22 protein-coding genes and 2 pseudogenes are annotated in these 23,721 nt (G+C 40.8%); 9 read left to right on the top strand and 15 right to left on the bottom strand.

From position 1 onward, the window contains the following. Positions 1-532: 532 nt before the first annotated feature. Entirely contained in the window at positions 533-2,281 is a 1,749-nt protein-coding gene (gene menD / locus NSP_RS22505; protein ID WP_006195918.1) for a 2-succinyl-5-enolpyruvyl-6-hydroxy-3-cyclohexene-1-carboxylic-acid synthase, read from the bottom strand. Positions 2,282-2,547: 266 nt separating this feature from the next. Between menD and folB the strand changes: the two genes are divergently transcribed. After that, a complete protein-coding gene (gene folB, locus NSP_RS22500; protein WP_006195919.1) occupies positions 2,548-2,916 on the top strand; it encodes a dihydroneopterin aldolase in 369 nt (122 codons plus the stop codon). 455 nt (positions 2,917-3,371) lie between these two features. Further along, positions 3,372-4,004, top strand: a pseudogene (locus NSP_RS22495) (ribokinase); the annotation flags it as partial. A gap of 575 nt (positions 4,005-4,579) precedes the next feature. On the opposite strand, the pseudogene NSP_RS22490 reads toward NSP_RS22495, so the two are convergent. Together NSP_RS22490 and NSP_RS22485 are read right to left on the bottom strand one after the other, a co-directional pair. Beyond that, a pseudogene (locus tag NSP_RS22490) lies at positions 4,580-4,726 on the bottom strand (ISH3 family transposase); the annotation flags it as partial. A gap of 168 nt (positions 4,727-4,894) precedes the next feature. Further along, positions 4,895-5,542: a DUF1361 domain-containing protein gene (locus NSP_RS22485; RefSeq protein ID WP_006199220.1), complete on the bottom strand. Its 648-nt coding sequence runs from the start codon at positions 5,540-5,542 to the stop codon at positions 4,895-4,897. A gap of 197 nt (positions 5,543-5,739) precedes the next feature. Here NSP_RS22485 and NSP_RS22480 point away from each other — a divergent pair, with 197 nt between their 5' ends. Continuing rightward, entirely contained in the window at positions 5,740-6,492 is a 753-nt protein-coding gene (locus NSP_RS22480; protein ID WP_006199221.1) for a Uma2 family endonuclease, read from the top strand. 96 nt (positions 6,493-6,588) lie between these two features. On the opposite strand, the gene NSP_RS22475 is transcribed toward NSP_RS22480, so the two are convergent. The 8 genes from NSP_RS22475 to NSP_RS22440 all read right to left on the bottom strand — a co-directional run bounded on the left by NSP_RS22475 (position 6,589) and on the right by NSP_RS22440 (position 13,367). Next, positions 6,589-7,086: a hypothetical protein gene (locus NSP_RS22475; RefSeq protein ID WP_006199224.1), complete on the bottom strand. Its 498-nt coding sequence runs from the start codon at positions 7,084-7,086 to the stop codon at positions 6,589-6,591. A gap of 222 nt (positions 7,087-7,308) precedes the next feature. Further along, positions 7,309-8,064, bottom strand: coding sequence for an energy-coupling factor ABC transporter ATP-binding protein (locus NSP_RS22470; protein WP_017804444.1), 756 nt, complete (start codon positions 8,062-8,064; stop codon positions 7,309-7,311). Between the two features lie 399 nt (positions 8,065-8,463). Then, on the bottom strand, positions 8,464-9,123 hold the full coding sequence (locus tag NSP_RS22465; protein WP_006199268.1) for an energy-coupling factor transporter transmembrane component T family protein: 660 nt from the start codon (positions 9,121-9,123) through the stop codon (positions 8,464-8,466). Then, positions 9,116-10,039 (bottom strand): energy-coupling factor ABC transporter permease, encoded by a 924-nt coding sequence (locus tag NSP_RS22460; RefSeq protein WP_006199269.1) that lies wholly within the window; start codon positions 10,037-10,039, stop codon positions 9,116-9,118. The genes NSP_RS22465 and NSP_RS22460 overlap by 8 nt, the downstream gene beginning before the upstream one ends. 520 nt (positions 10,040-10,559) lie before the next feature. Then, a complete protein-coding gene (locus tag NSP_RS22455) occupies positions 10,560-11,390 on the bottom strand; it encodes an energy-coupling factor ABC transporter ATP-binding protein (protein WP_006198325.1) in 831 nt (276 codons plus the stop codon). Positions 11,391-11,555: 165 nt separating this feature from the next. Beyond that, positions 11,556-12,341 carry a cobalt ECF transporter T component CbiQ gene (gene cbiQ, locus NSP_RS22450; protein ID WP_006198326.1) on the bottom strand — a complete coding sequence of 262 codons (786 nt, stop codon included), beginning with the start codon at positions 12,339-12,341 and terminating at the stop codon, positions 11,556-11,558. Next, complete coding sequence (locus NSP_RS22445) at positions 12,338-12,640, bottom strand: energy-coupling factor ABC transporter substrate-binding protein (protein WP_006198327.1); 303 nt, start codon at positions 12,638-12,640, stop codon at positions 12,338-12,340. The genes cbiQ and NSP_RS22445 overlap by 4 nt, the downstream gene beginning before the upstream one ends. Beyond that, the gene (locus tag NSP_RS22440) at positions 12,633-13,367 is read right to left on the bottom strand and encodes an energy-coupling factor ABC transporter permease (protein WP_006198328.1); all 735 of its coding nucleotides are present in this window, start codon (positions 13,365-13,367) and stop codon (positions 12,633-12,635) included. Before NSP_RS22440 ends, NSP_RS22445 begins: the two co-directional genes overlap by 8 nt. A gap of 270 nt (positions 13,368-13,637) precedes the next feature. Between NSP_RS22440 and NSP_RS22435 the strand changes: the two genes are divergently transcribed. From NSP_RS22435 to NSP_RS22420, 4 genes are all read left to right on the top strand, one after another. Beyond that, entirely contained in the window at positions 13,638-14,633 is a 996-nt protein-coding gene (locus NSP_RS22435; protein WP_017804442.1) for a multicopper oxidase domain-containing protein, read from the top strand. Between the two features lie 282 nt (positions 14,634-14,915). Beyond that, positions 14,916-15,938: a ComEA family DNA-binding protein gene (locus tag NSP_RS22430; RefSeq protein WP_006198330.1), complete on the top strand. Its 1,023-nt coding sequence runs from the start codon at positions 14,916-14,918 to the stop codon at positions 15,936-15,938. Between the two features lie 251 nt (positions 15,939-16,189). Continuing rightward, the gene (locus tag NSP_RS22425) at positions 16,190-16,624 is read left to right on the top strand and encodes a ferritin-like domain-containing protein (RefSeq protein WP_042202860.1); all 435 of its coding nucleotides are present in this window, start codon (positions 16,190-16,192) and stop codon (positions 16,622-16,624) included. Between the two features lie 132 nt (positions 16,625-16,756). Next, entirely contained in the window at positions 16,757-17,725 is a 969-nt protein-coding gene (locus NSP_RS22420) for an FTR1 family iron permease (protein ID WP_006198333.1), read from the top strand. Positions 17,726-17,919: 194 nt separating this feature from the next. Here NSP_RS22420 and NSP_RS22415 read toward each other — a convergent pair whose 3' ends face one another. From NSP_RS22415 to NSP_RS26415, 3 genes are all read right to left on the bottom strand, one after another. Further along, entirely contained in the window at positions 17,920-18,522 is a 603-nt protein-coding gene (locus NSP_RS22415) for a molybdenum cofactor guanylyltransferase (RefSeq protein WP_017804441.1), read from the bottom strand. A 6-nt stretch (positions 18,523-18,528) separates the two neighbouring features. Continuing rightward, positions 18,529-18,744: a hypothetical protein gene (locus NSP_RS22410; RefSeq protein WP_006198335.1), complete on the bottom strand. Its 216-nt coding sequence runs from the start codon at positions 18,742-18,744 to the stop codon at positions 18,529-18,531. A 127-nt stretch (positions 18,745-18,871) separates the two neighbouring features. Beyond that, positions 18,872-19,027 (bottom strand): hypothetical protein, encoded by a 156-nt coding sequence (locus tag NSP_RS26415; RefSeq protein ID WP_173403318.1) that lies wholly within the window; start codon positions 19,025-19,027, stop codon positions 18,872-18,874. Between the two features lie 619 nt (positions 19,028-19,646). Between NSP_RS26415 and clpP the strand changes: the two genes are divergently transcribed. Further along, a complete protein-coding gene (clpP, locus tag NSP_RS22405; RefSeq protein ID WP_017804440.1) occupies positions 19,647-20,258 on the top strand; it encodes an ATP-dependent Clp endopeptidase proteolytic subunit ClpP in 612 nt (203 codons plus the stop codon). 350 nt (positions 20,259-20,608) lie between these two features. Here the strand turns inward: clpP and NSP_RS22400 are convergent, their stop codons facing one another. Next, positions 20,609-21,490: a hypothetical protein gene (locus NSP_RS22400; protein ID WP_017804439.1), complete on the bottom strand. Its 882-nt coding sequence runs from the start codon at positions 21,488-21,490 to the stop codon at positions 20,609-20,611. A 1,082-nt stretch (positions 21,491-22,572) separates the two neighbouring features. On the opposite strand from NSP_RS22400, the gene NSP_RS24910 reads away from it, so the two are divergent. Beyond that, a protein-coding gene (locus NSP_RS24910; RefSeq protein ID WP_231859466.1) for an IS630 family transposase occupies positions 22,573-23,621 on the top strand; the annotation gives its coding sequence in 2 pieces (ribosomal slippage) (positions 22,573-22,965 and positions 22,968-23,621; 1,047 coding nt in all). Positions 23,622-23,721 lie beyond the last annotated feature (100 nt).

Genomic DNA, 23,721 nt, shown 5'->3' with positions numbered 1-23,721 from the left:
TACTGAACTCGGTAAATTGTATTAGTGACTACAATAATTTTGTAGAAATAAGTAGATGTTTGTAATATAAAACTTTTTGAGTACCTCTGCTGAATTTCCGGGAATATCAGGCATATTAGCTGAATGGCACTAAGTAGGTCGGCATAAATGTTAACTAGCTAGGGTCGTCATTGGTCATTTGTCATTGGTTATTAGAAAGGGTTTGGCTCCTGTTTACGAGTCGTAACATAGTTTGGTTTATTCATGCTTACCTACTTAATAAAAGCGTAAAGGCTTGTAGTTTAAGCAGTTTACAATTGCTTTTGTAATTCGTGCCGAGGTTTCGCCGTGCTGTACTAATGACAAATGACTAATGACAAATGACTAGGACTTACGCACAAGCAACGGAGAAACGAACCACGTTGGTGCTAGCCTCTCCCAAAGGGAGAAGGCACGTTCGCGAAGCGTCTCCCCTTGGGAGAAGGGAAGAGGATTTCAGAGAGTTCCTGCGTAAGTCCTAATGACAAATGACAAATGACTAATGACTAATGACTCAACCTACAATATTCGCCCCAAATCTCTCTAAATTTTCTTTTCTCCATTTAGCATCTACTTTTCTATTGGTTCTGAGTTCTAAAACTCTAATTCCCGTCTTGGGTAACAGCTGCAAGTTTTCTTTTAACTGTTCCCAAGAACTAATTAGCTGATGCTGGACATTGTATGTGGCGCACAACTGAGCAAAATCAATATCTTGGGGAGTGGCAAAAAATTCTTCAAAGGGGGGGTCAAATTTGCTAATGGGTAACATTTCAAAAATGCCCCCACCATTGTTGTTAATTAAGATAATTGTTAAATGTCCAATAAATTTATTTCTCATTAAAAATCCGTTGGTATCATGTAACAAGGCTAAGTCTCCTGTTAACATCACACTACTTTGCTGTTGATGTGCAATTCCTAAAGCTGTGGAAAGTGTGCCATCAATACCATTTGCACCTCGGTTAACATAAGGTTTTATTCCTAAGTTATTCGGTTTCCAGAAATATTCTACATCCCGCACTGGCATACTATTAGCAATAAATAAGGCTGTTCCTGGTGGGAGAGTTTGCGAAAGTAGCCAAGCAGCTTTACTTTCAATTAATTCATCTATATGTGCAAATTTGTCATCAATATTATTTCTGATTTTCGTTTCAAGTTCACACCATTTTTGTAAATAAATTCCCTGCTCAGGATTGATTATTGCCAAATTTTCTAACTCTTCTACAGATATCCTTAAATGTATGGTTTTTCCATGCAAAGGGTCTAAGTTTTCATGGCTACTATCGATGAGCCAGCGTTGGGGTTGAGTAGTAGATAGCCAGTTACGTAGTTCTTTACTGGTGGGCATTTCCCCGATCTGAATTACTATTTCTGGTGTTAATTCTTGGGTAAGTTGCTGATTGCGTAAAATGATGTCGTAGGTGGAAATTAAATAGGGGTTGAGGTCTGCATAATTTCTGACTGGGGAAAGTCCTTCAGCTAAGACAGGCCAGTTGAGTGTTTGGGAAAGACGGGCGATCGCCTGACAATATTTCTCTGCTTGTTGGGGTTGGGCTACACCGCCGATGATTATTCCTCGCTCAGATTTTAACCACTGTGGGGGAATCGGGAATGGCGAATGGGTAATAGGGTTAGTATGTGCTATTCCTGCAAAAAAGTCTTCTGGGTCGAACTGTGACTGTAAATCACTCAAGTCAATTTTATCGGGAATGGGTGCAAGGGGGTCACGCAAGGGAATATTTAAATGGACTGGCCCCTGTGTCGGCATTTGACAGCGTTCCCAAGCATGGATGATGGTTTGTCGTAGATAACCGAGCATTCTCATGTCTGGAGAGGGTACAGCTAACTCTGCTTGCCAGTTGGGGTAATTACCATATAATTTAACTTGGTCTATGGTTTGCCCAGAATGACAATTTCTCAATTCTTGTGGTCTATCGCTGGTTAATACCAACAGTGGTACGTGACTTTCTTTGGCTTCAATAATCGCTGGGTAAAAATTCGCTCCGGCTGTTCCAGAGGTGCAAACCAGCACTACGGGAACCCCAGTGGCTTTGGCTCTTCCCAAGGCAAAAAAGGCGGCTGAACGCTCATCGAGAATGGAAATAGCTTCAATATCGGGTATTTGCTGGACAAAGGCGACTACTAAAGGTGTAGAACGTGAACCAGGACAAATGACGACACTATTTAATCCCAGGCGCTTGAGTGTCTGAGTTAAGATATAAGCCCAAAGTTGATTAACATTTTTATAAGGTATGATATCAAACATAGCCAGCAATTAATTTTAATTTTTAGATTTTGTACATAGCAGTCCTAAATTATCTGTGAACCTCTTTCCTTCTTCACTTGGCGATCTTCTCCCAAGGGGAGACGCTACGCGAAGGCGACTTGGCGGTATGCGCTTCGCGCACGCTACGCGAACGATAAATTCATAAATCAAATAGGATGCCTATAGTTAAATTCAATTTAAAATCTTTCTGGGAAAGTTGAGTTTTTTCGCTTCCCGGCAAATGTCAAATTTACTCTCAAGGTCTTATGGATTGCATTCATTTAACTAATATTCGCTGCTATGGCTACACTGGGTATTTACCAGAAGAACAGGTATTGGGACAATGGTTTGAGGTAGACGTGAAGTTATGGTTAGATATTTCCACAGCTGCCCAGACTGACGCAATTGAAGATACTATAGATTATCGCAGCGTTATTAGCTCGATTCAACATTTGGTAAAAACAGCTAAGTTTGCTTTGATCGAAAGGTTAGTGGGTGCGATCGCTGATTCTATCTTGCAACAGTGCGATCGCGTCACTCAAGTTCAAGTCATTGTCAGTAAACCCGCCGCACCTATTCCAGATTTTGGCGGCCGAATTAGTATTGAAATCACTAGAACCAAGTCTAACCTCTGAAGTTCTAGCGGGCTTTTGGCAACTGATAAAATATCTCAGTAGAGAAATAAATCATGAGTAGATTATACCAAGCTGTTGATGATGTTTACCCTCTCAAACAGCTTGGGTTATTCTGCAATATTTCTCAACTCATCAAAAATAAAATTATAATCTCCTGATAATTGTCTGCAAAATAACCTTACATCTATCAGAAATTATGCTTTTATCTGATAAAATAACTATTTATTTGTTCATCCGAAAAGCCATATTTAATCAGTAATAACTCCAGTCTGCTATATATTTGCTGTCTTTATATTTTGCGTGATTTATTCGTCAATTTAGCCATAAATGGCACATTCAGGGTATCGTCGATGTAGTATCACATCACAGGTTCATTCGCCTAAAAACTAAAACTCTGCGTCCCTTTGCGTTAACCTTTGCGTAACTTTGCGTTTAAAAAATAAAATCCTGATATCATGACCATTCTTGTCTTCGGCAGCATCAACATAGACCTAGTAGCAACCACATCGAGATTACCAATTGCAGGAGAAACTATATTAGGAGAAGACTTCTTCAAAATACCAGGAGGTAAAGGAGCAAATCAAGCAGTAGCATTAGCGAGATTAGAAATTCCTACTCAGATAGTGGGACGTGTAGGCGGACAGAGTTTTGGTGAAGAACTTGTCCGTAATTTGCAACTTTCTGGCGTACAGACTGAAAATATTTTCATAGATGAAACCGTGAATTCTGGAGTTGCTATTATCACCGTAGATAACACAGGTGAAAATCAAATTCTTGTAATTCCTGGTGCAAACGGACGCGTTAATTCAGAAGACATAGAGCGATTATCCCACTTGTTACCAACAGCTACAGCACTACTTTTACAACTAGAAATTCCCATTGATGCCGTAGTAGCAGCAGCCAAAGCAGCGAAAGAAGCAAATATCAAAGTAATTTTAGATCCCGCACCCGCACAAGCGAATTTACCCGATGAACTATACCAATTAGTCGATATTATTACACCCAATGAAGTAGAAGCAGGACAATTGGCGGGTTTTCCTGTAGATAATCAGGAATCGGCAATCAAAGCAGCTAAAGTTTTATTAGAACCCACATTCTGCACCTTCAACTGTCACAAGCGGTAATTACTGAAAGCAAAATGTAAACCAAGAATAAAATCAGACATTTGTAGGGAGAAAAGATTTTGAGCAGTCATTAATATGACAAAATGGCATCAGAATGTATTGTCAATAAGTAGCAATAAGAATGAGAACTAACTTTATTCTTATTTGATAGATAAATGTCTATGCTAAATCTCTAAATTAGCAATTTTGTTAATATATACAAGCGATGAACCTAGATTTTAAACATATTAATTGAGAACTAACTGTTACATTAATTAGCCCATTAATCAAAAATCAAATAACTAATTAAATACGCAATTCCGAGAATAGTTAGGTAACAAATTTATAGTAATGAAGACAATCTGATGGTAATAGTCTCAGAATAAAATCTCTATCTTTATTCTGATTAGAGATTTGAATTTGGTCATTAGATGTAACTAAATGAATCGACTGAAAGCGCTGTGGGATTTTCAAATATTACTTCTGGTAAGCTTGATTTATATTCCCCATGCAGATGAATTGATGATGAATCTAAATGTGACGATGAAAGTGATACATTTGCTAGCTGCCTTGATGAGAATCTCGAATAAAGTTTGTTGATCGCATACCCCTTGAGTTTCAATTGCCAAATTTTCTCCTAAACATTTAATAACCTCCTCCAGGGTTTCTGAGTCTGTTAAAGCTAGTTCTTCTGATGAAACGCTCAATTTTTTCCGTCAATATGCTAGACATTACTTTCATCATTTCATTTTGGGAAATATTTGACAACAGTATAAGCATTAATGATATATTGAGTAATATATCATACATCGTCTGAACCAATCGTCTGAACCAAGATAAATTAGCGATCGCTCTTCTCTTAAAAACTTTTTGGTTTACTGAGTATTAGTTCGTTGTGCCTGAATACCTATCCCATTTTGTGGCTGCATAACAAACCCCAAAGATACTCGTTTCATAATCCAGTACAAACCTAGCAGGATCACAAAGGTGATAGCAATAATTATTAAAGGCTGTCTACCAAGCAATTCCTCTATACCTCTGGTTAGTAAAGCATCCGGTTGAGTCACGAAATCCCAACTATTGAAACGTAAGAACCTACCCCAATAAATACCAACCGCACAAAGTGCATGGGTAATTAGTTCAACCGCCAAAATCCATTGATTTTTACCTATCCGATGTAAATAGTAACCTAAATTAATTAAGGAAATTACATAAGCTTCAAACCCAGCCAAAATCACCAGCAGATAAATAGGAATTAGGACTAAGGTAATCATCCATACAGATTCAATCCTACGGATATCTTCTATAAAGTGAATTATATCGGTTAATAAATAAGGGGCATTTGGTAAGAACGCAAAGAAAACCAGGAATCCTAGCCACCAAACCCCAGAACGTCGGCGTTTAATACGAAATAACCAAACACTCAAAGCTAAAGGTATAAAAGCCAGAAATAAATTCCAAGTCATCCAACGCATATTAAAGCGTAAGATTTGTAAAAATGTGGCTATCAATTCCTCTTTCATAGTTGGTGACTCGCTAGGCGTATGAAGGACAAAATTTGACTATGAGAATTTGAGTGTAAAAATGGTTACTACTAATTTGAGAATATCTACACCAAATAACTAGTATAGCTAGAAAATCAATGCTACATTTTCAGCGATCGCAATTTGGCAGCATTGGCAACGATACAATAGACACAAATCCATAAAAGGCAGTCTTTATGGCGACACAATTGGGTAAGACCAAAGAGCTACAACATCCGGTAATCTCTTGGGAAGCCTTACCGGAGGATTTTCAACTAGAGGATGAACCAGTGGAAAATACAGGTCAGCCAATCTTGGCTGGTGCTTTGCGGGAAAGCCTAGAAATTAGTGGTTTCATCCAACCGCAGATGTTGATTGCTTCCAATTTTGGTCTTTGTGCAACTGTAAACGGGCAGTTTATTGTTAAAGCACCAGATTGGGTTTATGTTTCTACTGTAAATGAAGTTTTAGGCGATCGCAAAAGCTATACACCGAATTTACAAGGTGATGTTCCCGCAGTGGTGATGGAATTTCTATCGGACACCGACGGGGAAGAATATTCTGTCAAGCGAACCTATCCGCCAGGAAAATGGTTTTTTTACGAGCAAATCTTACAGGTTCCTGTCTATGTAATTTTTGATCCCAATGGTGGTTTGCTGGAATTTTATCACCTGGAAAATGGTCGCTACGAATTAAAACAACCCGATGAAAATGGTTTTCATTGGGTTTCGGCGATGAACTTATTTTTGGGTACTTGGCAAGGTATAAAAGAAGCTAGAACAGGTTATTGGTTGCGCTGGTGGGATCAGAGTGGTAACTTGTTACCTTGGGCTGTAGAACGACTGGAACAAGAACGCCTACGTGCTGAACAGGAACGCCAAGAAAAAGAACGGCTCATGGCTTATTTGCGATCGCAAGGTATCGACCCAAATAATTTGCCCATACAGTAAAATGCTGAGTAGAAACTGAGTAGGGGCGGGTTTTGACAGTCAGTCTGTTGTCTGTCGAAATTCTTCATAAACCCGCCCGAACAGCAATAAATATATTTACTGGGACTGTCCGCAATATTTATTCAAGTCTTCTGCTAAGGTATCCGATTTTTTAGCAGCAGTTTCAGCTGCTGTGAGAGATGTATCAATTTCTGTTCTCGCCTTTTGGAGTTTTTCCCTACCCGTTGGAGATGCTTCCGCACTTTTAGCGACACCAAGGGCAAGAGAAGCTTTAGCGATCGCTTGACTAAGATTCTCGAATATGCTGGCAAAACTGCTTTGAAATTCTTGGAGATTTGGGTCTGAAAAATTCAGTTCTTCTAAAGATTTGGTGATCACTTGCAAATCCTTTGAGAGTTGCAAACTAGTTACCACCTGCTCTCCTTTATTTTGCTCAATCAAAGAATTCCCGGCATTCACCACCTGAATTAGTCGCTGACATTGGGTAACTTTATCCTCACAACTACTAACCAGTAAAGCAATACTCAAACTCACAGGAGCCATCACAATCAACTTACGCCACACAGATAATTCCTCAACACCTGTAAAACCCAAACAATTTTAGCTAATAATTGCTCCTAAGCCACGGACGGGCAGTCCTTGCCCTCTCCCACAAAATAGAATAAGGGATGTCCAGAAAATAAATTGCCCCATTTCATCAGACCATATTTGTTCTTTATCCCCCCTGCTCCGGTGCTCCGGTGCTCCCCTGCTTACCTCAGCGATGGAATGTTTTTTTAATTGGAAGTCCCTAATTTATGTTCTGGTGTTCCCTAATCACCAATCAACTGGCAAATTCAACTGGTTTAAAGTATCTTTCTCTTGCAAAAGTGCTTGAATCTCACTGTCTATTTGAATGCGTCCACCAGATAGCACCAAAGCACGTTGAGTCACTTTTCCTAACCAATGTAATTCATGGGAAGCAATTAACATTACCTGCACTGGCAACTTTAATAATACTTGCGCTAAGTGCCGTCGCCATGCGGGATCAAGTCCGTTAGTTGGTTCATCTAAAATCAGAATTGTCGGATCTAGGGCTAAAATCGCCGCTAAAGCCGCAAGTCGTCTTTGTCCTCCAGAAAGTTCATGAGCGGAACGGTGAGCGTAGGCTTCTAGACCAAAATCTGTTAATAATTCCCTGGCGCGATCAATAGCTATGGCTGGGGGAACACCGTAATTGCGTGGTCCAAAGGTAATATCTTCTAAGATGGTGGGCATAAATAGTTGGTCATTGGCATCTTGAAAGCTAAAACCAATGTAACGCCGCACTTGGGGGAGCGTTTTCGGTTCTATGGGGATACCATTAATCAAAATTTTCCCTGAACGGGGTTGTTTTAAACCCATCAGGTTTTCCAATAAGGTGCTTTTACCAGAACCAGTTGCACCCATTAACGCCACGCGATCGCCTGCATTCAAGGTAAAGGAAAGTTCTTGCAATACTGGTTCCTGGTTAGCATAGGCATATACCAGATTTTGTACCTCAACTACACGTTTATCTGTGGGAACTTGGGGATCAAAAGTCAAAGATTTCAAGATAGCTGCACTAAATTTTTTGACACTCTCAGCGTCTTTAGACCTGAGATTCTTTAATCAATGAGCAAACTTACAATTGCTGGATTACTCCAACAAAAACAGAGGTCGATTCTCCTAAAGCGTTAATGACCGGATCCCTACCGTACTCGATTTTAGCATTTCATTTTTCCCCAAATTTAGCTTTCCTAAACTGTAATACCGTTAGGTATGACTACGCACTCAACCACATAAGTTAAGTTTTTACGTCGTTTAGTTATACTTAAATTCTAGAATTCTTGCGACTCTATCACATCTACTGTTACCAGTCAATGAATTAGGCGAATAAATTCGTGGTCAGTGAGCGAAGTCGAACTGCCCGTGTCGCTTATATCTCAGGTCTAAAGACACTGAGCTTTACGCTTACCGGGTAATCTTGTAAGAAGTTATGGTCAAGCACGCTGCGATCGCCCAAGCTACTAATAAGGCAAAACGCTCTTTTGGTTTGAATGTTGCATCTACAGGTAACTGCCCATTGTAACCACGAATTACCATTGCAGCATAAACACGCTCTGCTCTATCTAAACTGCGGAGATACAAGGCTCCAATCATCGCCGCACTGGTGTAGCGCAACCATGACACCGCACCATTTAAACCCCGCAATTGAGCGCTGCGCTGCATTCGTGTAACTTCATCGAGCAAAATTTCTAGGTACTGCCCGGCTAATAATAAATTAGCCTTAATAGGTGCGGGTACGGGTAAACTTTTCAAGGCAATACCGAAACTATGGGGAGGTAAAGTTAACAAAAAAGTATTCATGGTAACCAGAGAAACCAAGGAACGCACCAATAAAAAACTCGCTCGTTCCCATCCCAAGGGTAATGCCATAAATGAGAGGAAAATTAATTCAGTACCGAGTAGCCCTGCTAACTGGGGAATGGGTACACGTAAAGATACTGCCCAAAAAACAGCGATCGCCCCATATACGCCCAAGCAAAGCCAAGCATCATAGTTTAATAAAGCTGCCCCTACCACAATTACTAAAGACAGATGCAAGCGTAACGGCAAAGCAATTTTAAGCATTTTTGGGTTTCATTACCTTGGCAATTCCAAAAGCTACACCAAAGCTCACCACAGATCCTACCAAACCCGCAATACTCGTACCAATTAGTCCTAAAGATGGAATTTCGTAGTCGGCTAAGGGTGTTGGCACTTCTATTCGCACTTGCTCGGCTAAATCTATAAAACCTACGTTTTCTGCAACTCTTTCCAAACCGTCAGGCCATCCTGAAGCCACCAAAGATAACACACCAGCAACTAATAAAATGCTGATCACAGGTACTAACCATCCTTGAAATTTCTGCTCCTCCCCTGGAAGTAAATCTGGTCTGGCTGTCGCTAGGTAAGCTACCACACCGCCAGTAATCAATCCTTCCACAACCCCAATCAGAATATGTACTCCTGCCATAGCTGGTAAAACTATACCTGCGGATGCTGTTCCAGAAAGCACTAACTGAATGGCACAAGCCACAGATGCCACAACTATGCTGATACCAGCAGCAATACCAGCCGCCAGAGGTAAGCGACCTTTAGAGCCTCCAAATAGCCGTTGTAAGGTTTGGGTTAACACCCAGCCCACCCAAACAGAAATTACGGCTGCATTTAAAATATTTGCTCCCAAGGCTGTGATTCCACCATCGGCAAATAGCACAGCTTGAATAATGAACACTGTGGCAATACATAACATTCCCGCCCAGGGACTGCCCAAAACTATCGCCGCTAAGGTTCCCCCCAATAAGTGACCGCTAGTGCCTCCTGCTACGGGAAAATTGACCATCTGAGCGGCAAAAATAAAAGCGGTGGTTAAGCCTAGTATGGGGGCGCGACGGATACCAAAAGCTTCTTGCGATCGCCCGCAAGCCACAACCAGTGCTACAGCACTCACTAAACTCGTCGCCCCAGCTACGGGAACTGAAAGAAATCCATCAGGAATATGCATTATGTACCCTGTATTGAATGTGTTGACCCACACATTGTAAACAATGTAATTACGGCATCACATTAATAGAAAACAAAATTTCTCTTGCTTTTGCAATGCCCTCTAAGGGGATTCTATCCTGTGATTCCGGGAATCTAAACAATAAATTTTTCGTTAAATAATATACTTATTTATCGTAATGTTTAATTTTATTTCTGAAACTGGACAGATGAGTAAAAATACCATTGTCAGAGGTTGCTTGAAAACTGGTCGGCTGTAATTTTAGGCACTTGTAGAAGCAGGGAATTGGAATTAAAGTCCCCCTTAAAAAGGGGGATTTAGGGGGATCTATAATGTTTTGCTACCGACAATAGGACTTTTCAAACATCCTCTCAGTTTAATTAGCTATGTCGCTTTGGAAAGAGAATTATTTTGAATGATATCTGCAATGAATTGGGGCTAGATATCTCATGTTGTACCGCACCCTTTTCGATATTTTTTTTGAATATATTTCTAGGAGAATATAGATAATTTATTTGGGCTAAAAATAAGGGAATAATTTTAATATTTTCTGGTGCAGTTGTTCCCAAAGTTGTCTTTGTTCGGCTATTTCTTCAGTAAATAACATTTCATATATTAGTGGTACTCCTAACTGTAGTTCTTCCAGCATTTCGCGTTGCTTAAAGACATCCTGGGGATTTCCTTCTAACATAAGTTGTCCTCTATCCATGACAAACACCCAGTCTGCCCAACGATATACTAAATCCAGGTCATGGGTTGCCATTAATATGGTTGTTCCAGAAGCATGAATATTTTTTAGGGTCGCCATTAAGTTACGGGTATGCAACCTATCTAGATATGCTGTTGGTTCATCTAGTAATAGCAGTTCTGGTTTAAGCACCATGACATCAGCAATAGAAACTCGTTTTTTTTGTCCCAAGCTGAGATGATGTACAGGTCTTTGAGCTAATTCAGTTAATCCAAACTCAACTAAGGCTTGCTCAACGCGTTGTTGAATTTCTGCTGTTGGTAATCCCATATTACACAAACCATAAGAAATATCTTCTTCAACAGTCGAGGCTACCAATTGTTGCTCTGGATCTTGAAAAATTAGACCGACTTTTTGGCGTAATTCCAGCAAAGATTTACGGTCATATTTTAGCGGCTTTCCTTGCCATTTAAGATTTCCTTTTTGGGGTTTATATAAACCATTAGCTAATAAAAATAGTGTGGTTTTTCCACAACCATTTTGACCGATTAATGCACATTTCTTTTTTGATGGTATCTTCAGTGTTAAATTATTTAAAACTGATTGTTGTGTACCAGGATAAGTGTAATCTACTTGCTCAAATTCTAGTAAAGATTGCTGCATAGTTATCAGTTATCAGTTATCAGTTATCAGTTATCAGTTATCAGTTATCAGAGCAATCCCTTACTAAATTGGCTTGATAAGTAGGCAAACAACGAAACAACAAAAGGATAATAATAAATATTTTTGACTTTTGACTTTTGACTTTTGACGAACGCCCTGCGGTTTCTAGCCCCATTCTAATACTATTAAAACTACATATCCGATAATTGCTTCTATGGCGTAGCGTTTGGAGAAATTATAACGATGGGGATGCCAAACTTTAAATTCGCCATTAAAACCCCGTGAAGCTAAACTTAAAGAGACTTGACGATAGTTCTCTAGGGTGCGCCTGAGTAGTTGTCCAATCAATAGCGATAAACTTTTGATCCCAATGCTAAAAGTGCGGTAGCCACTACGAGACTGTTGTGCAAACCAAATTTCGGAAGCTGTGTTTAATAAGACGAAAATAAAACGGTACATTAATAATAAAATGTCTGTTAATATCACTGGAAAACCAAAGCGGCGCAAGGTTTGTAAAAGTTCAGTAAATGGGATAGTTAACATGACAAAATATAAGCAAGAAAGTGAAGCGATCGCTCGTGTTAAAATTGTCCATCCTTGCTCTATTCCATAATGACTAATATATATATAATAATCACCAACATTCAACCCAATTATTGCATCATCTTGGATCAAATTTAAATAATTAATATCTATACCATTAATTACTAAAGCTGGGAAACTTGTTAACCAGAACAAAATAGCAATATAAACTAATTTTAGATATATTGTTAGGGGAATTTTGGCATAAATCACTGTCCAACTACTCACCCAAATAGCAATTATAATTTGGATTGGGGGATGAGCAAAGGCTGTGAGAATTAATAAGGCGATCGCAAATAATAATTTTTGCTCTGGTGCTAACCATCGCAACCGATTAGTATAAGCCAGAGTATCTATTTGCAGCGTCATCCTTTATTCCTTGTCTGTCGATTACGCTCCTTATATAATCCAATCACATAACCAATTACTCCAGCACCCAAAGCAGCTTGAGAAGTGAATAACAAGCTTTCTACTTCACCACTAGGCGGTTCAAAAACAGGTTTAAACCAAGGTTCATATCCAGGCTGAACTTCCCCAATCGCTGCTTCGGCTTCTCCATCCGCACCACCAAATTCTGCATCCCGGATAAATATTAAGGGTGCAACTGCTAAAGTAATCACTCCTACTACCAATAGCCAATTACTCAATTTTGTTTTAGACTTACTCATTACTTTGGGGTTCCCTTTTAATTAAATTCAATAGTTCCAGTTCTTGAGGCGTGTAAGATTGTAACCAGTTCCACACCAATACAGTCAGCAATCCTTCGCTAATTGCCAAAGGCACTTGAGTAATAGCGAAAATGCCCGCAAACTTGGCGAATGATGCCATAAACCCACCCACAGGAGCAGGAAAAGCTAAAGCCAGTTGTACAGAAGTAATGATGTAAGTGAGTAAATTTGCTAAAGCTGCGGCTAAAAATATGGCAATTCTGGGCTTACCAGTGAGCCCCTTTGTCAGATGATATATCCAATAGGCGGCAAATGGACCAGCGATCGCCATTGAAAAAGCATTCGCTCCCAGTGTTGTTAAACCGCCATGTGCTAACAGCAAGGCTTGAAACAGCAAAACCAGCGTACCTAACACAGACATCGCTAAAGGTCCAAATAATACGGCTCCTAAGCCAGTACCTGTAGGATGGGAAGAACTACCTGTAACTGAAGGTATTTTCAGCGCTGACAAAACAAAAGCAAAGGCTCCTGCTAATGCTAAAAGTAATTTTAATTCTGGATTGGCTTGGGTGATCCGAGTTAGCGCTCGCAATCCTAAAACCAAAAATGGTAATGCTACCACCCACCAAAAAATTGCCCAATTCCCTGGTAAGTAGCCTTCCATAATGTGCATCCCATAAGCTGGTTTAGATGCTCCCACAATCATGTAAAAGCTGAGAACCCCCATCAGGATTAGTGAGCCAAGTTTTGACGTGATAATGGTTTTTAACAATCTTTCTACCCTATTGATGTATATTAAAGACTTAGTTTAATTTAAAAATTAAAAGTTCCCCATGCAAAAGTCCAATTATTCTCAAAGTGAATTATAAGACTTTCTTGGATTTGAGTTATCTGCTCAAGCAGATTTTGCAAATTATTGATAATTATTGACAATAACTTTTTAATCCCATATACACAAAAGTAATTGCAAATTTTTACTATTTGTGCTGATTATGTCATGCCCAACAACTTTGCTCTCGATCAGGAAAAACTGTGGAGCCGTCGCCAACTGCTGAAACTGGGGTTAGCAGGTGCTGGGGTGACGAGTACAGCAGCACTTTGGCATTTGCTGAATTTACAAAATAACTTAAAGGTAAGAGTACCGTCTATAGAGATGGAAGCAACTGAAGGCCTTGCTCACCCCATGAAGATGCTCAGAGAGTTTGATTATGGGACAATTAAGCAAGAAAATGGGCGGACTATCCGAGAATTTGAATTAACTGCGGGTACTTCCACAATTCAACTCAATAGCGCTGTCTCCTACAATATTTGGGATTTAAACGGTCGAATACCAGGACCAACCCTACGAGCAAAACAAGGCGATCGCGTGCGGGTGCTGTTTCTCAACCAAGCCGGACATTCTCACTCTTTACATTTTCATGGCACTCATCCGGCGGAAATGGACGGTGTTCGCCCAGTTAGACATGGTAGCGCCACAATTTATGAATTTGATGCTGAACCCTATGGTGTTCACTTGTACCACTGCCATATTGAACCAGTTACTCGTCACATTGCCAAGGGGCTATATGGGATGTTTATTATTGATCCCCCAACACCACGCCCCCCAGCAGATGAGATCGTGCTAGTTATGGCTGGGTATGACGTGAATGATGATAACCGTAACGAATACTACGCCTTCAACGGTTTACCTGATCACTATATGCATCATCCCATACCCATTTACCAAGACCAGTTGATTCGGCTGTATGTCCTGAATATTATTGAATTTGACCCAGCAGTAACCTTTCATCTCCACGCCAATTTCTTTGATGTCTATCGCTCTGGGATGACTCTGACTCCCAGTGAAAAAACTGATGTGATTACGATGGGTGTAGCAGAAAGACACATTTTAGAATTTGCTTTTCGGTATCCAGGAAAATATATGTTTCATCCTCATCAGGATGCGATCGCCGAAAAAGGTTGCATGGGTGAATTTGAAGTCATCGCTACTTGAGTCCCGAAAATTAAGGAAGATCATTAAATTCTCCAGAATATTTCAGCAATTAGTTGACAAAAAATATCATTTCGTACAACAGTAAAATCTATACAAACTGTTGTGTGTTGTGTAAATCGTTTTATTTAGGGAACACCAGCAAAAAAATTATCCCCAATTGTGGGATGGGCATCTTGCCCGTCCTTGGTGATTAGCAGGCAAGATGCCTGCTCCACAAGAAATTTTGGAATGTTTTTTATTTGTTAGTCCCTGAGTACCCTTAAAATTTTGCCAGGAGCAAAAATGATTAAATTACGTTATGCCAGCTTGACTGTTACCACTGCGATCATGGTTGCTCTAAGTGCTTGTAACAACACACCAACCGCAGAAAATCCATCCACGCCAGCCACTAATCCCGATTCCCAAACTACAGAAGTTGTCAGCCACGTTGGTCATGATGGTAAATCTCAAATTAACATCAACACTGCGATCTTGTCAGAGTTGGATAAATTTGAAGCCAAGTTAGGTATCCCCGAATTATCGAACAAAATTCAGGCGAACCGTCCCTATGGTAGTCCGGAAGATTTGGTAAGCAAAAAGGTCATCACTCAGGAAGAATTTGACCAAATCAAAGACTCGGTTACTGTTCAGGAAGTAGCACTCACAGGTGAAGCCAAAGATGTGGATTACATGACCAAATTGAGTTTAATGAAAGGGCATCTTTTAGTAGCACAAGAACTGCTAGAAAAGAATCAGCCAAAACAAGCCGAACCTCATATTGGACATCCAGTTGAAGAGATATATGTTGATGTAGAAGACCAATTAAATGAGCGTCAAGTCAAAGAATTTAAGACAACTTTAGTGAGTTTGGAAAATTTCGTCAAATCTAATCCCAAAGATGCCAAAGTGAACACTGAACTGACCACTTCCATGCAAGCAGTTGATGGTGCGATCGCCGCTTTACCCGCAGAACAACGCTCAAAACCAAAATTTGTCCTCCAGGTGATTAACGAATTACTAGATGCAGCTAACGCCGAATATACAGCCGCGATCGCAGATAGCAAAATAGCAGAACCAATTGAATATCAAGATTCCCGTGGTTTTGTAGTTTACGCCAATGAACTATATCAAGGGATTTCTAGCCAAGTAGCCACAGAAAATCCCGAAGCAGACGCAGCAATCAAGGCTAGTTTCACTGAACTTAAAGCAGCTTGGCCTAGCGTGATTCCACCAGCTACAGCAGCGAAGACACCGGAGGATGTTACTAAGTTGGTAACAACTATTGCGGAAAACTCGCAAAAAATCATCAAAAAAGCCAGTAATTAAGTCAGGTGATAGGCAAAGCCGATCTGTAGGCGATTGGCAAAGCCACGCTGTAAGCGATTGGCAAAGCCACGCCGGGGGCGATCGCATTGACTTAATTGGTGATGCAGAGAGAGGAGTTTAGAATGAATGAGAAGTGAGGCGATAGTTAACGGTTCACAGTGTAGATAGCTTGGGCTTTGAATACCTGTAGAAAGTATATCTCTTAACTCAACACTGATAACTCCCCATTCGGAAATTTAACTAAATAAATGATGCAAGAGCTTAACAACGAAAAAACCATCGACCTACTAAACGCCATCATGGAATTTGAACTAGCGGGAGTAGTCCGCTACACCCATTATTCCTTGATGGTGACTGGCCCTAATCGCATTCCCATCGTAGATTTTTTCAAAGCACAAGCCAGTGAGTCTCTACTTCATGCCCAACAGGTAGGAGAAATTCTCACCGGTTTAGAAGGGCATCCCTCTCTCAAAATTGCCCAAATGGAAGAAACTTACCAGCACACAGTCAAGGATATTTTGGCAGAAAGCTTATCCCATGAAAAGAAAGCGCTGGATTTGTACAAAAGTCTTTTAGAAACTGTCACCAATGCCAGCATTTATCTAGAAGAATTTGCTCGTGGGATGATTGGGCAAGAAGAGATGCATAATCTCGAACTCAAAAAAATGCTCCGCGACTTCAGCTAAAAGTAGTACGGGCGGGTTTATTAAAATTGTGGGGTGGGCATCCTGCCCGCCTTCTTCGTTGAATGATATTGTGGCGTAGCCATACCCGCCCCCTGCTCCCTGCCCCCTGCTCCTATTCCCCATTCCCTAATCATGAATCTCAGCACTGCTTTACCAACTTTTGTCATTACACTCCGAGAAGGAGTAGAAGCTGCCCTTGTTGTGGGCATTGTCCTAGCTTTACTCAAAAAAGCCAACCAATCCCGACTCAATTCTTGGGTATATGCCGGCGTTGCTGTTGGCATTGTGATTAGTGTCCTCATCGGTGTGTTATTTACTTGGTTAATTCAAACACTAGGGGCAGTAAATCCTCAATACACCACAGTAGTTGAGCCAATGCTAGAAACTGTGTTTGGTATCGTGGCGATCGCTATGCTCAGTTGGATGCTAATCTGGATGACTAAACAAGCCAGATTTATGAAAGCCCAAGTTGAAGGAGCAGTCACACAAGCGCTAACACAAAACTCCAATGCTGGTTGGGGCGTGTTTAGTTTAATTTTAATCGCCGTTGTCCGTGAAGGTTTTGAAACTGTTTTATTTATTGCTGCGAATTTTCAACAAGGATTACTCCCCGTTTTAGGTGCAATTGCTGGTTTAATCGGGGCAGCTGCTATCGGAGTTTTACTATTTAAATTGGGTGTCAAAATCAACATCCGCCAGTTTTTCCAGGTGATGGGCGTTTTATTAGTGTTGATTGTTTCTGGGTTAGTAGTTTCTGCGTTGAAGCATTTTGATGAAGGTTTAGCTAATCTTGCCCTGAGCAGTAGCACTCCCGAAAATATTTGTTTATATTACGATCACTTTAGCCAAATCCACTCTTGCATTTTGGGGCCAATGGTGTGGAACACTGACGCAATCTTACCAGATAAACAATTCCCCGGTATTATTCTCAAATCTTTGTTTGGCTACAGAGAACATCTGTATCTATTACAGGCAATCAGTTATGTTCTATTTTTAGCCAGTGTCGGAGGTCTATATTTCCGCAGTCTGACTAGTGCTGGTGTTCAAAATGCCCAGCATAATTCAGTCACTCAAAAACCCATGAGTTCTGCAAAGGAATAAACATAGACATTAAAAATGCGAGTAGATACACAAGCCAAAATCCCATGAGGAACCTATGACTGCTCTACTCGCTATTATCTATACAAGGTTTATTGAAAAAAGCTATACAATCAGTATACAGTAATAATTCCAAAATTCATGTTTTATAGACGACAAATATTATTTTTTTCCATATTTTTGTGAGAATGAGATTTTTATTTGAGCAAAGCCAAATCTTCTGGTGTATTACAGTTAAATAACATCTCTGATGCTGGTAAGGACAAAACTTGTATGGGATGCTGATTCAGCCACTGCTGGAATGATCGCCCCCCTTGATTGACAAAATCTAAAAGTTGTGGTAAACAGCGACGGCGATAAAAACCACATAGAGGTTCCCAGCCTTTAGTATTATGAACCAAAGTGGCGATCGCTTCATCCGGTACACTATTAAGTTCACTCGCCCATCCTTGCAACACCTCAACCCGTAACCGAGGTAAATCACAAGCTAGTAACAAAACCCAATCAGTTTGTACCTGCGCCAACCCTTGAGCAAATCCTACCAATGGTCCGTGGGAAGAAGAAGGGGATAAACGTAATTCCCGAATGAATTGGCAACGAGGTAATACTAACTGTTCATAGCGTTCTGGCCAAGGGGTGACTACATAAACATTATCTGTACAACTTGATGCAACACTACAAACTAACTGCAACAAAGGCATCCCCCCAACAGAAATCAAGGCTTTATCCTCACCCATGCGAGAACTCTTTCCACCCGCCAAAATAAGACTGCTGAGTGACTGATTATGCTTTATACTCATCATTTTTTATATAATCACCGTCTTATTATTCTGTAAAACTATATACTCCACAATTTGACCATTATCATCAAGCATCTTTTCAAAGTGAGGCACTATCCAAGTGGGATCAACAGTATAACGGTGAAAGCCACCACCCACATGGTCATAAATACCCCCCAAAGCTAAATCTATGACAGCTTTAAAGAGATGTGAATGCTGCCAAAAATATTTTGAATCTTGCAAAAGCTAGGGATGGGCAGTCCCAAAGTAACGCTACTGGACTAGCAACCTCTACTCTACCTGGGGAAACCCTGGTTGAGCAAGTAGCTAGGGTGAAAGTAGAATCCCCGTTTCTTTAGACCGGGGAGTGTCAATTGAAAGAGCGTAATAGTAAGCTCACAATTGTGACTGGCGTTTCCTGTGCCGATGAGTTTGCCCTTGTTTGAATTCGATAATTAGGGCTAAGGGCTGCTATCAGGTGGAGTAAAAAGGTAATTATGGCGGCTTGCACAAGTTTTTCAGGCATGGCAGGTATCCCTTTGTTAATAGCACTTCAAGTTGGATAGATTTCTGTAAATACACGCCTTGCTATTGGTTTACCGGAATTGACAAAATTTACCGGATCATTAATCAACAAGAAGCTGAAAATGTTTAAGAAGTTACCAATAGTTGACATCAATTTACTGTAAATACACTTAGTCAAATGGTCTGTACTAAACCCTCATATCTAGGGTTTAGTGTAGATGCACAAATTTTCCGGCAAAACAAAGTCTTGTCGTAGACATCACTGGTTTATTTTTTAATTTTTTTCTCCCTGACCATAGGTCGATATATCTTTAGACGTTTATCTTCTATAAAAAGTGCCTAGGATAATTTTTTTATCTATCAAGTAGAGGAGAAATTAGCGGAATTTTCGTCAAAAACAGCAATCAGGCGTTGACTGAATTCGTAGGGGAACAGGCTTCGCCGTGAGCGTCAGTCGTTAGCGTTCGCGAAGCGTCTCCCTTGGGAGAAGCTTCCCGAAGGGTACGGGCGCAGGGCGTGGGCGGATTTCAGAAGTGAGCAAGAATCTCTTAGCCTTTAGGCAGGACGAGTATCAAGCCGATAAGATAGATGTAAAATTAAAATACCTACAAGCACGCTGCATGATTCCTATCGTTGTTGAACAATCGGGTCGAGGCGAACGCGCCTTTGATATCTACTCACGACTTTTGCGTGAGCGCATCATATTTTTGGGACAACAGGTTGATAACGAAATTGCAAATTTGATTGTTGCCCAACTGCTATTCTTGGATTCTGAAGACTCGGAGAAAGACATTTATTTGTATATTAATTCTCCCGGTGGTTCGGTAATGGCTGGTATGGGTATTTTTGACACCATGAAGCACATCCGTCCTGATGTCTGTACTATTTGTACCGGACTAGGAGCAAGTATGGGCGCTTTCCTCCTCAGTGCTGGTGCTAAGGGTAAGCGAATGAGTCTACCCCACTCTCGGATTATGATTCATCAACCCTTGGGTGGCGCTCAGGGACAAGCCACTGATATTGAAATTCAAGCGCGCGAGATACTATACCACAAGCAACGGCTAAATGAATATTTAGCTGAACATACTGGTCAACCAATTGAGCGGATTGCTGAAGATACCGAACGCGACTTTTTTATGTCTCCAGAGGAAGCGAAGGAATATGGCTTGATTGACCAAGTTATTGACCGTCACGCTGCTGGTAGCCGTCCGGTTCCTGTTCTCAATCACTAGGGAGTAGGGAGTAGGCAGTAGGGAGTAGGGAGTAGGCAGTAGGGAATAGGGAATAGGGAATAGGGAATAGGGAATAGGTAGGGGCGGGTTTAAGCAGTGAGTCTGTGGTTGGTAGAAATTCTGAATAAACCCGCCCTTACACCGAATAGGTAGGGGCGAAAATTCCCCACTCCCAAGTCCCCACTCCCCAGAAGAAGCAGGGGCGCACCGGAGCACCGGAGCAAGGGGGAGTGAGAAATTACTTTAAAACTTCCGGTTACTTAACAACCGTTCCTCTTCTCCCCTGCCCCCTGCCCCCTGCCCCCGTTCCTCTTCTCCCCACAGACCACGGACCACAGACCACTTCCTGATCAAAATCCCGCTACTGGGTCTGGTTGAGACTCCAGATGTTGGAGAAAATCGTGCAATTCTTCTTCGGTTAGCAAAGTGCGTCCCCGCTTACCGTAGGTTTGAATTAAATGCTCTCTCCCCTGTTCTGCTGTCCAGCCTAAGCGCTGAAGTTCGACATCCGTTTTGGCAATGACATCAGACAAATCCACTGGTTCACGAATCTTACTCTTATTCTTCTTACCTACCCCTGTGAGATTACTCACATTGTCTGGTGAACTATAATTGCGGGGTGTAAATGGTGTGACATTACTGGCAAAATTTCCCGAAAATGCCTCATGTTCCAGCTGATTATCAGGTATTGTTTCCCGTTTTTCAACTGGGTTGTGGAATTCTAGCTGTCTGTTGTGACTTGGAAGAACATTTTGATTTAAATCTTCGCTGTAGGTATTGCCGTTATCAGCGCTTTTTGCCTGAATTGTTCCTGAATCTGTGTTGAAATTTTGTTGGCTCAGAGGCGGTAGAGATATTTCTCTGTCATTGGGTGCTGACCACTGGCTACTGCCAAAGTCTTCATCTATAACGGGGGAATTGCTAGCCTGACGAGGTTCATTAAATTTCACCTTGGGGGTGTTCAAGGCCGGATTTAAATGTAGTGGGGATGTTGCTTGGGGAGCAACTTCTACCGATCCCTCTGGAGAATTGCTGATGCCCAAAACCATTAATGCTCTAGTTATGGCTTTGTCTTCTGCTACTTCTACGGTTTCTGCCCCTGCCATACCAGTAGCACGGGTAACATTTTCAATTTCCAGTGAGCATCGGACAATATATTTCCCTTGAAAAATTTGCACTAATTCAGTAATAATACTGCCGTGGGGATACAAGCTCTGGAATTGAGCTAACATCAACATAATACTGCCACCAATCTAAATCTGCTTTGTTACGAAAAGTGGACTACTTTTTCTAGTGTCTCCAAAAAAGAAAAAATGAAAGTTTCTTCCTTTCTCAGGACTCAGGAATTAGCACTCAGCACTCAGTTGTGTCCCGATTGTAGCAGTAGCTGTTGGTTGAGTAACTCTAGGTGGTCACTGTTTAAATGCTATACTAATTGGCCAATTCTGGATCCGGATTTATTTCCTGGTAGTACGTACTAAATCTACAATAATGGAGAGAAGGTTGGCCCTAACTGCTTGTTAAGCTGCTTACCTGATTTTTACCGATTCTACATATAGGAAAATCGGGCTTATGGGCAGTTTATCCTACTTACACATCAGAGACTTATGGTGTAAAACAAGTACCTGAAATCTAGACAATCAAACACTTGTGGTTGCCCTTGGTAGCGCTTGTGGTCTACGTGGAGAGTTATTCCCACCCAGCCTTTCAAAAACTCGTTGCGTAATTACCTAGAGTTGCTCAATTCCAATCAGGTGTAATCTATTAAGTTGGGCTAGTTGAAGGGGCTTGTACCCAGAAGAACTCACCAGATGATTTTGCAGTCGGAGGTTGGTAGATCCAAAGCGGCTGACCGTAAGGGTGAGTCGGCTTCCTTAGCCTAAAACAGAAACCCTGCCTCAAGGCATTCGTTTCGGTGCTAGTGTAGTTAAGCAGAAGTGACCGACTATCTGACAACAAGTCGTTGTCTAGGACACCCGCAGGGCTTTACGCGCAGCGTCTCCCCTTGGGATAAAGCTACAAATAAAACTGACTTTTCATGGAAACTGAACAACCCCTCTCCAAAGTTCTCACCTGTAAGGAGAGATATTTGAAAATTTCCCCCTTCTCTAGTCGGAAAGGGGGCTAGAGGGTGAGGTTATACGATAATCTTTCCTCATGACCAAAAAAGTCAGCAGATAAAAAGGTCTTTTAACTTTTGCGTAGCAGCAAAGCGTGTCTGTAAGCCGTGGGGGTATAAGTAGGTAAACAAAAAAAATTAAAGGTGTGTAAAGATAAGTAAATACGGAAAAACATATATTAGGGTGATGTAAATATGGGGTCAAGGTTAAGGATATTCCTGACAAAAAAACAAGATAGAGAGTTGTTTGACCTGAGAACAGCGAAAGTACCGCAGAAAGTAAAAGATAGAGCTGAAGTAATCAGATTAAATGCAGATGGTTGGTATGTGGAAAAAATAGCGGCTCACTTTGATTGGGGAGAGCAAACAGTAAGAGTCGTGTTGAATAAGTGGGAAAAAGAAGGAATAGAAGGACTCCATGAGTTACCAGGTCGAGGGAGAAAGCCAAAATTGGTGGAAGCTGACATTGAATATTTAGAAAAATGCTTGAAAGAAGAAGCACAAACTTATAACAGTAAGCAATTAGCAGAAAAACTGGATAAAGAGCGTGGGATAAAAGTAAGTACCAACACAATCAGACGGGGACTAAAAAAAAAGGGGTGATTTGGAAGCGGATAAGAATAAGTCATCAAGCAAAACAAGATCCAGTGACTCGTGCAAATAAACAAGCAGATATGGATATGTTAGAACTGGCTGCGGCTAGTGGAGAAATAGACCTAAAATATTTGGATGAATCAGGATTTTCAGCTTGGAGTGATTCAGGTTATACATACTATCAAAAAGGAGAACAAAAAAAGCTCGAACAAACAAAAAGACGTGGACGCAGAATCAGTATTATTGGGCTATTTCAGCCATTAATTAGCTTTATTTATGGTCTAGTAATTGGAGGAGTTAAGCGCAGTTCTTACATCAAAATGATGGAACAAGAGGCGCAAGAAGCATCTGAAAGTAAACGAATGAGAGTCATAGTTCAAGATAATGGACCAATACATTGTTGTAAAGAAGTTCAGGCATTATGGACAAAGTGGGAACAAATGGGTTTATATATGTTTTTCCTTCCTAAATATTGCTCGGAAATGAATCCAATTGAATTAGAATGGCAACATCTTAAACGAGATGAAATTGCTGGAAAAATGTTTGAGGATGAATTAGAACTAGCGTATGCAGTTATGGATGGTGTTGAAACCAGAGGTAAAAAAGGAAAACACCGGACAGAACGTACTAAATTTAACAAAGCCAATTAGGTTAACTTTTCTTTACATACCTTTAAATTTTTCTGTTAACCTACTTACAGGAAAAGGCCAGATTAAATGAAAAATGATGTTTTGACCAAAGGTCGGTTCA

It is taken from the genome of Nodularia spumigena CCY9414, from assembly GCF_000340565.2.
Taxonomy (GTDB): Bacteria; Cyanobacteriota; Cyanobacteriia; order Cyanobacteriales; family Nostocaceae; genus Nodularia; species Nodularia spumigena.
The sequence above is the reverse complement of the archived record's forward strand: the minus strand, read 5'-3'. Positions and strand labels throughout refer to the sequence as shown.

What these genes read in the sequence shown, in the direction of transcription:
- NSP_RS22445 (WP_006198327.1), bottom strand. Translation starts at nt 12,640, where the DNA reads ATGAGTAAGTCTAAAACAAAATTGAGTAATTGGCTATTGGTAGTAGGA.
- NSP_RS22420 (WP_006198333.1), top strand. Translation starts at nt 16,757, where the DNA reads ATGAATCTCAGCACTGCTTTACCAACTTTTGTCATTACACTCCGAGAA.
- NSP_RS22455 (WP_006198325.1), bottom strand. Translation starts at nt 11,390, where the DNA reads ATGCAGCAATCTTTACTAGAATTTGAGCAAGTAGATTACACTTATCCT.
- NSP_RS22415 (WP_017804441.1), bottom strand. Translation starts at nt 18,522, where the DNA reads ATGAGTATAAAGCATAATCAGTCACTCAGCAGTCTTATTTTGGCGGGT.
- menD (WP_006195918.1), bottom strand. Translation starts at nt 2,281, where the DNA reads ATGTTTGATATCATACCTTATAAAAATGTTAATCAACTTTGGGCTTAT.
- NSP_RS22440 (WP_006198328.1), bottom strand. Translation starts at nt 13,367, where the DNA reads ATGGGGGTTCTCAGCTTTTACATGATTGTGGGAGCATCTAAACCAGCT.
- folB (WP_006195919.1), top strand. Translation starts at nt 2,548, where the DNA reads ATGGATTGCATTCATTTAACTAATATTCGCTGCTATGGCTACACTGGG.
- NSP_RS22480 (WP_006199221.1), top strand. Translation starts at nt 5,740, where the DNA reads ATGGCGACACAATTGGGTAAGACCAAAGAGCTACAACATCCGGTAATC.
- NSP_RS22460 (WP_006199269.1), bottom strand. Translation starts at nt 10,039, where the DNA reads ATGCATATTCCTGATGGATTTCTTTCAGTTCCCGTAGCTGGGGCGACG.
- NSP_RS22435 (WP_017804442.1), top strand. Translation starts at nt 13,638, where the DNA reads ATGCCCAACAACTTTGCTCTCGATCAGGAAAAACTGTGGAGCCGTCGC.
- NSP_RS26415 (WP_173403318.1), bottom strand. Translation starts at nt 19,027, where the DNA reads ATGCCTGAAAAACTTGTGCAAGCCGCCATAATTACCTTTTTACTCCAC.
- cbiQ (WP_006198326.1), bottom strand. Translation starts at nt 12,341, where the DNA reads ATGACGCTGCAAATAGATACTCTGGCTTATACTAATCGGTTGCGATGG.
- NSP_RS22430 (WP_006198330.1), top strand. Translation starts at nt 14,916, where the DNA reads ATGATTAAATTACGTTATGCCAGCTTGACTGTTACCACTGCGATCATG.
- clpP (WP_017804440.1), top strand. Translation starts at nt 19,647, where the DNA reads ATGATTCCTATCGTTGTTGAACAATCGGGTCGAGGCGAACGCGCCTTT.
- NSP_RS22425 (WP_042202860.1), top strand. Translation starts at nt 16,190, where the DNA reads ATGCAAGAGCTTAACAACGAAAAAACCATCGACCTACTAAACGCCATC.
- NSP_RS22465 (WP_006199268.1), bottom strand. Translation starts at nt 9,123, where the DNA reads ATGCTTAAAATTGCTTTGCCGTTACGCTTGCATCTGTCTTTAGTAATT.
- NSP_RS22400 (WP_017804439.1), bottom strand. Translation starts at nt 21,490, where the DNA reads ATGTTAGCTCAATTCCAGAGCTTGTATCCCCACGGCAGTATTATTACT.
- NSP_RS22485 (WP_006199220.1), bottom strand. Translation starts at nt 5,542, where the DNA reads ATGAAAGAGGAATTGATAGCCACATTTTTACAAATCTTACGCTTTAAT.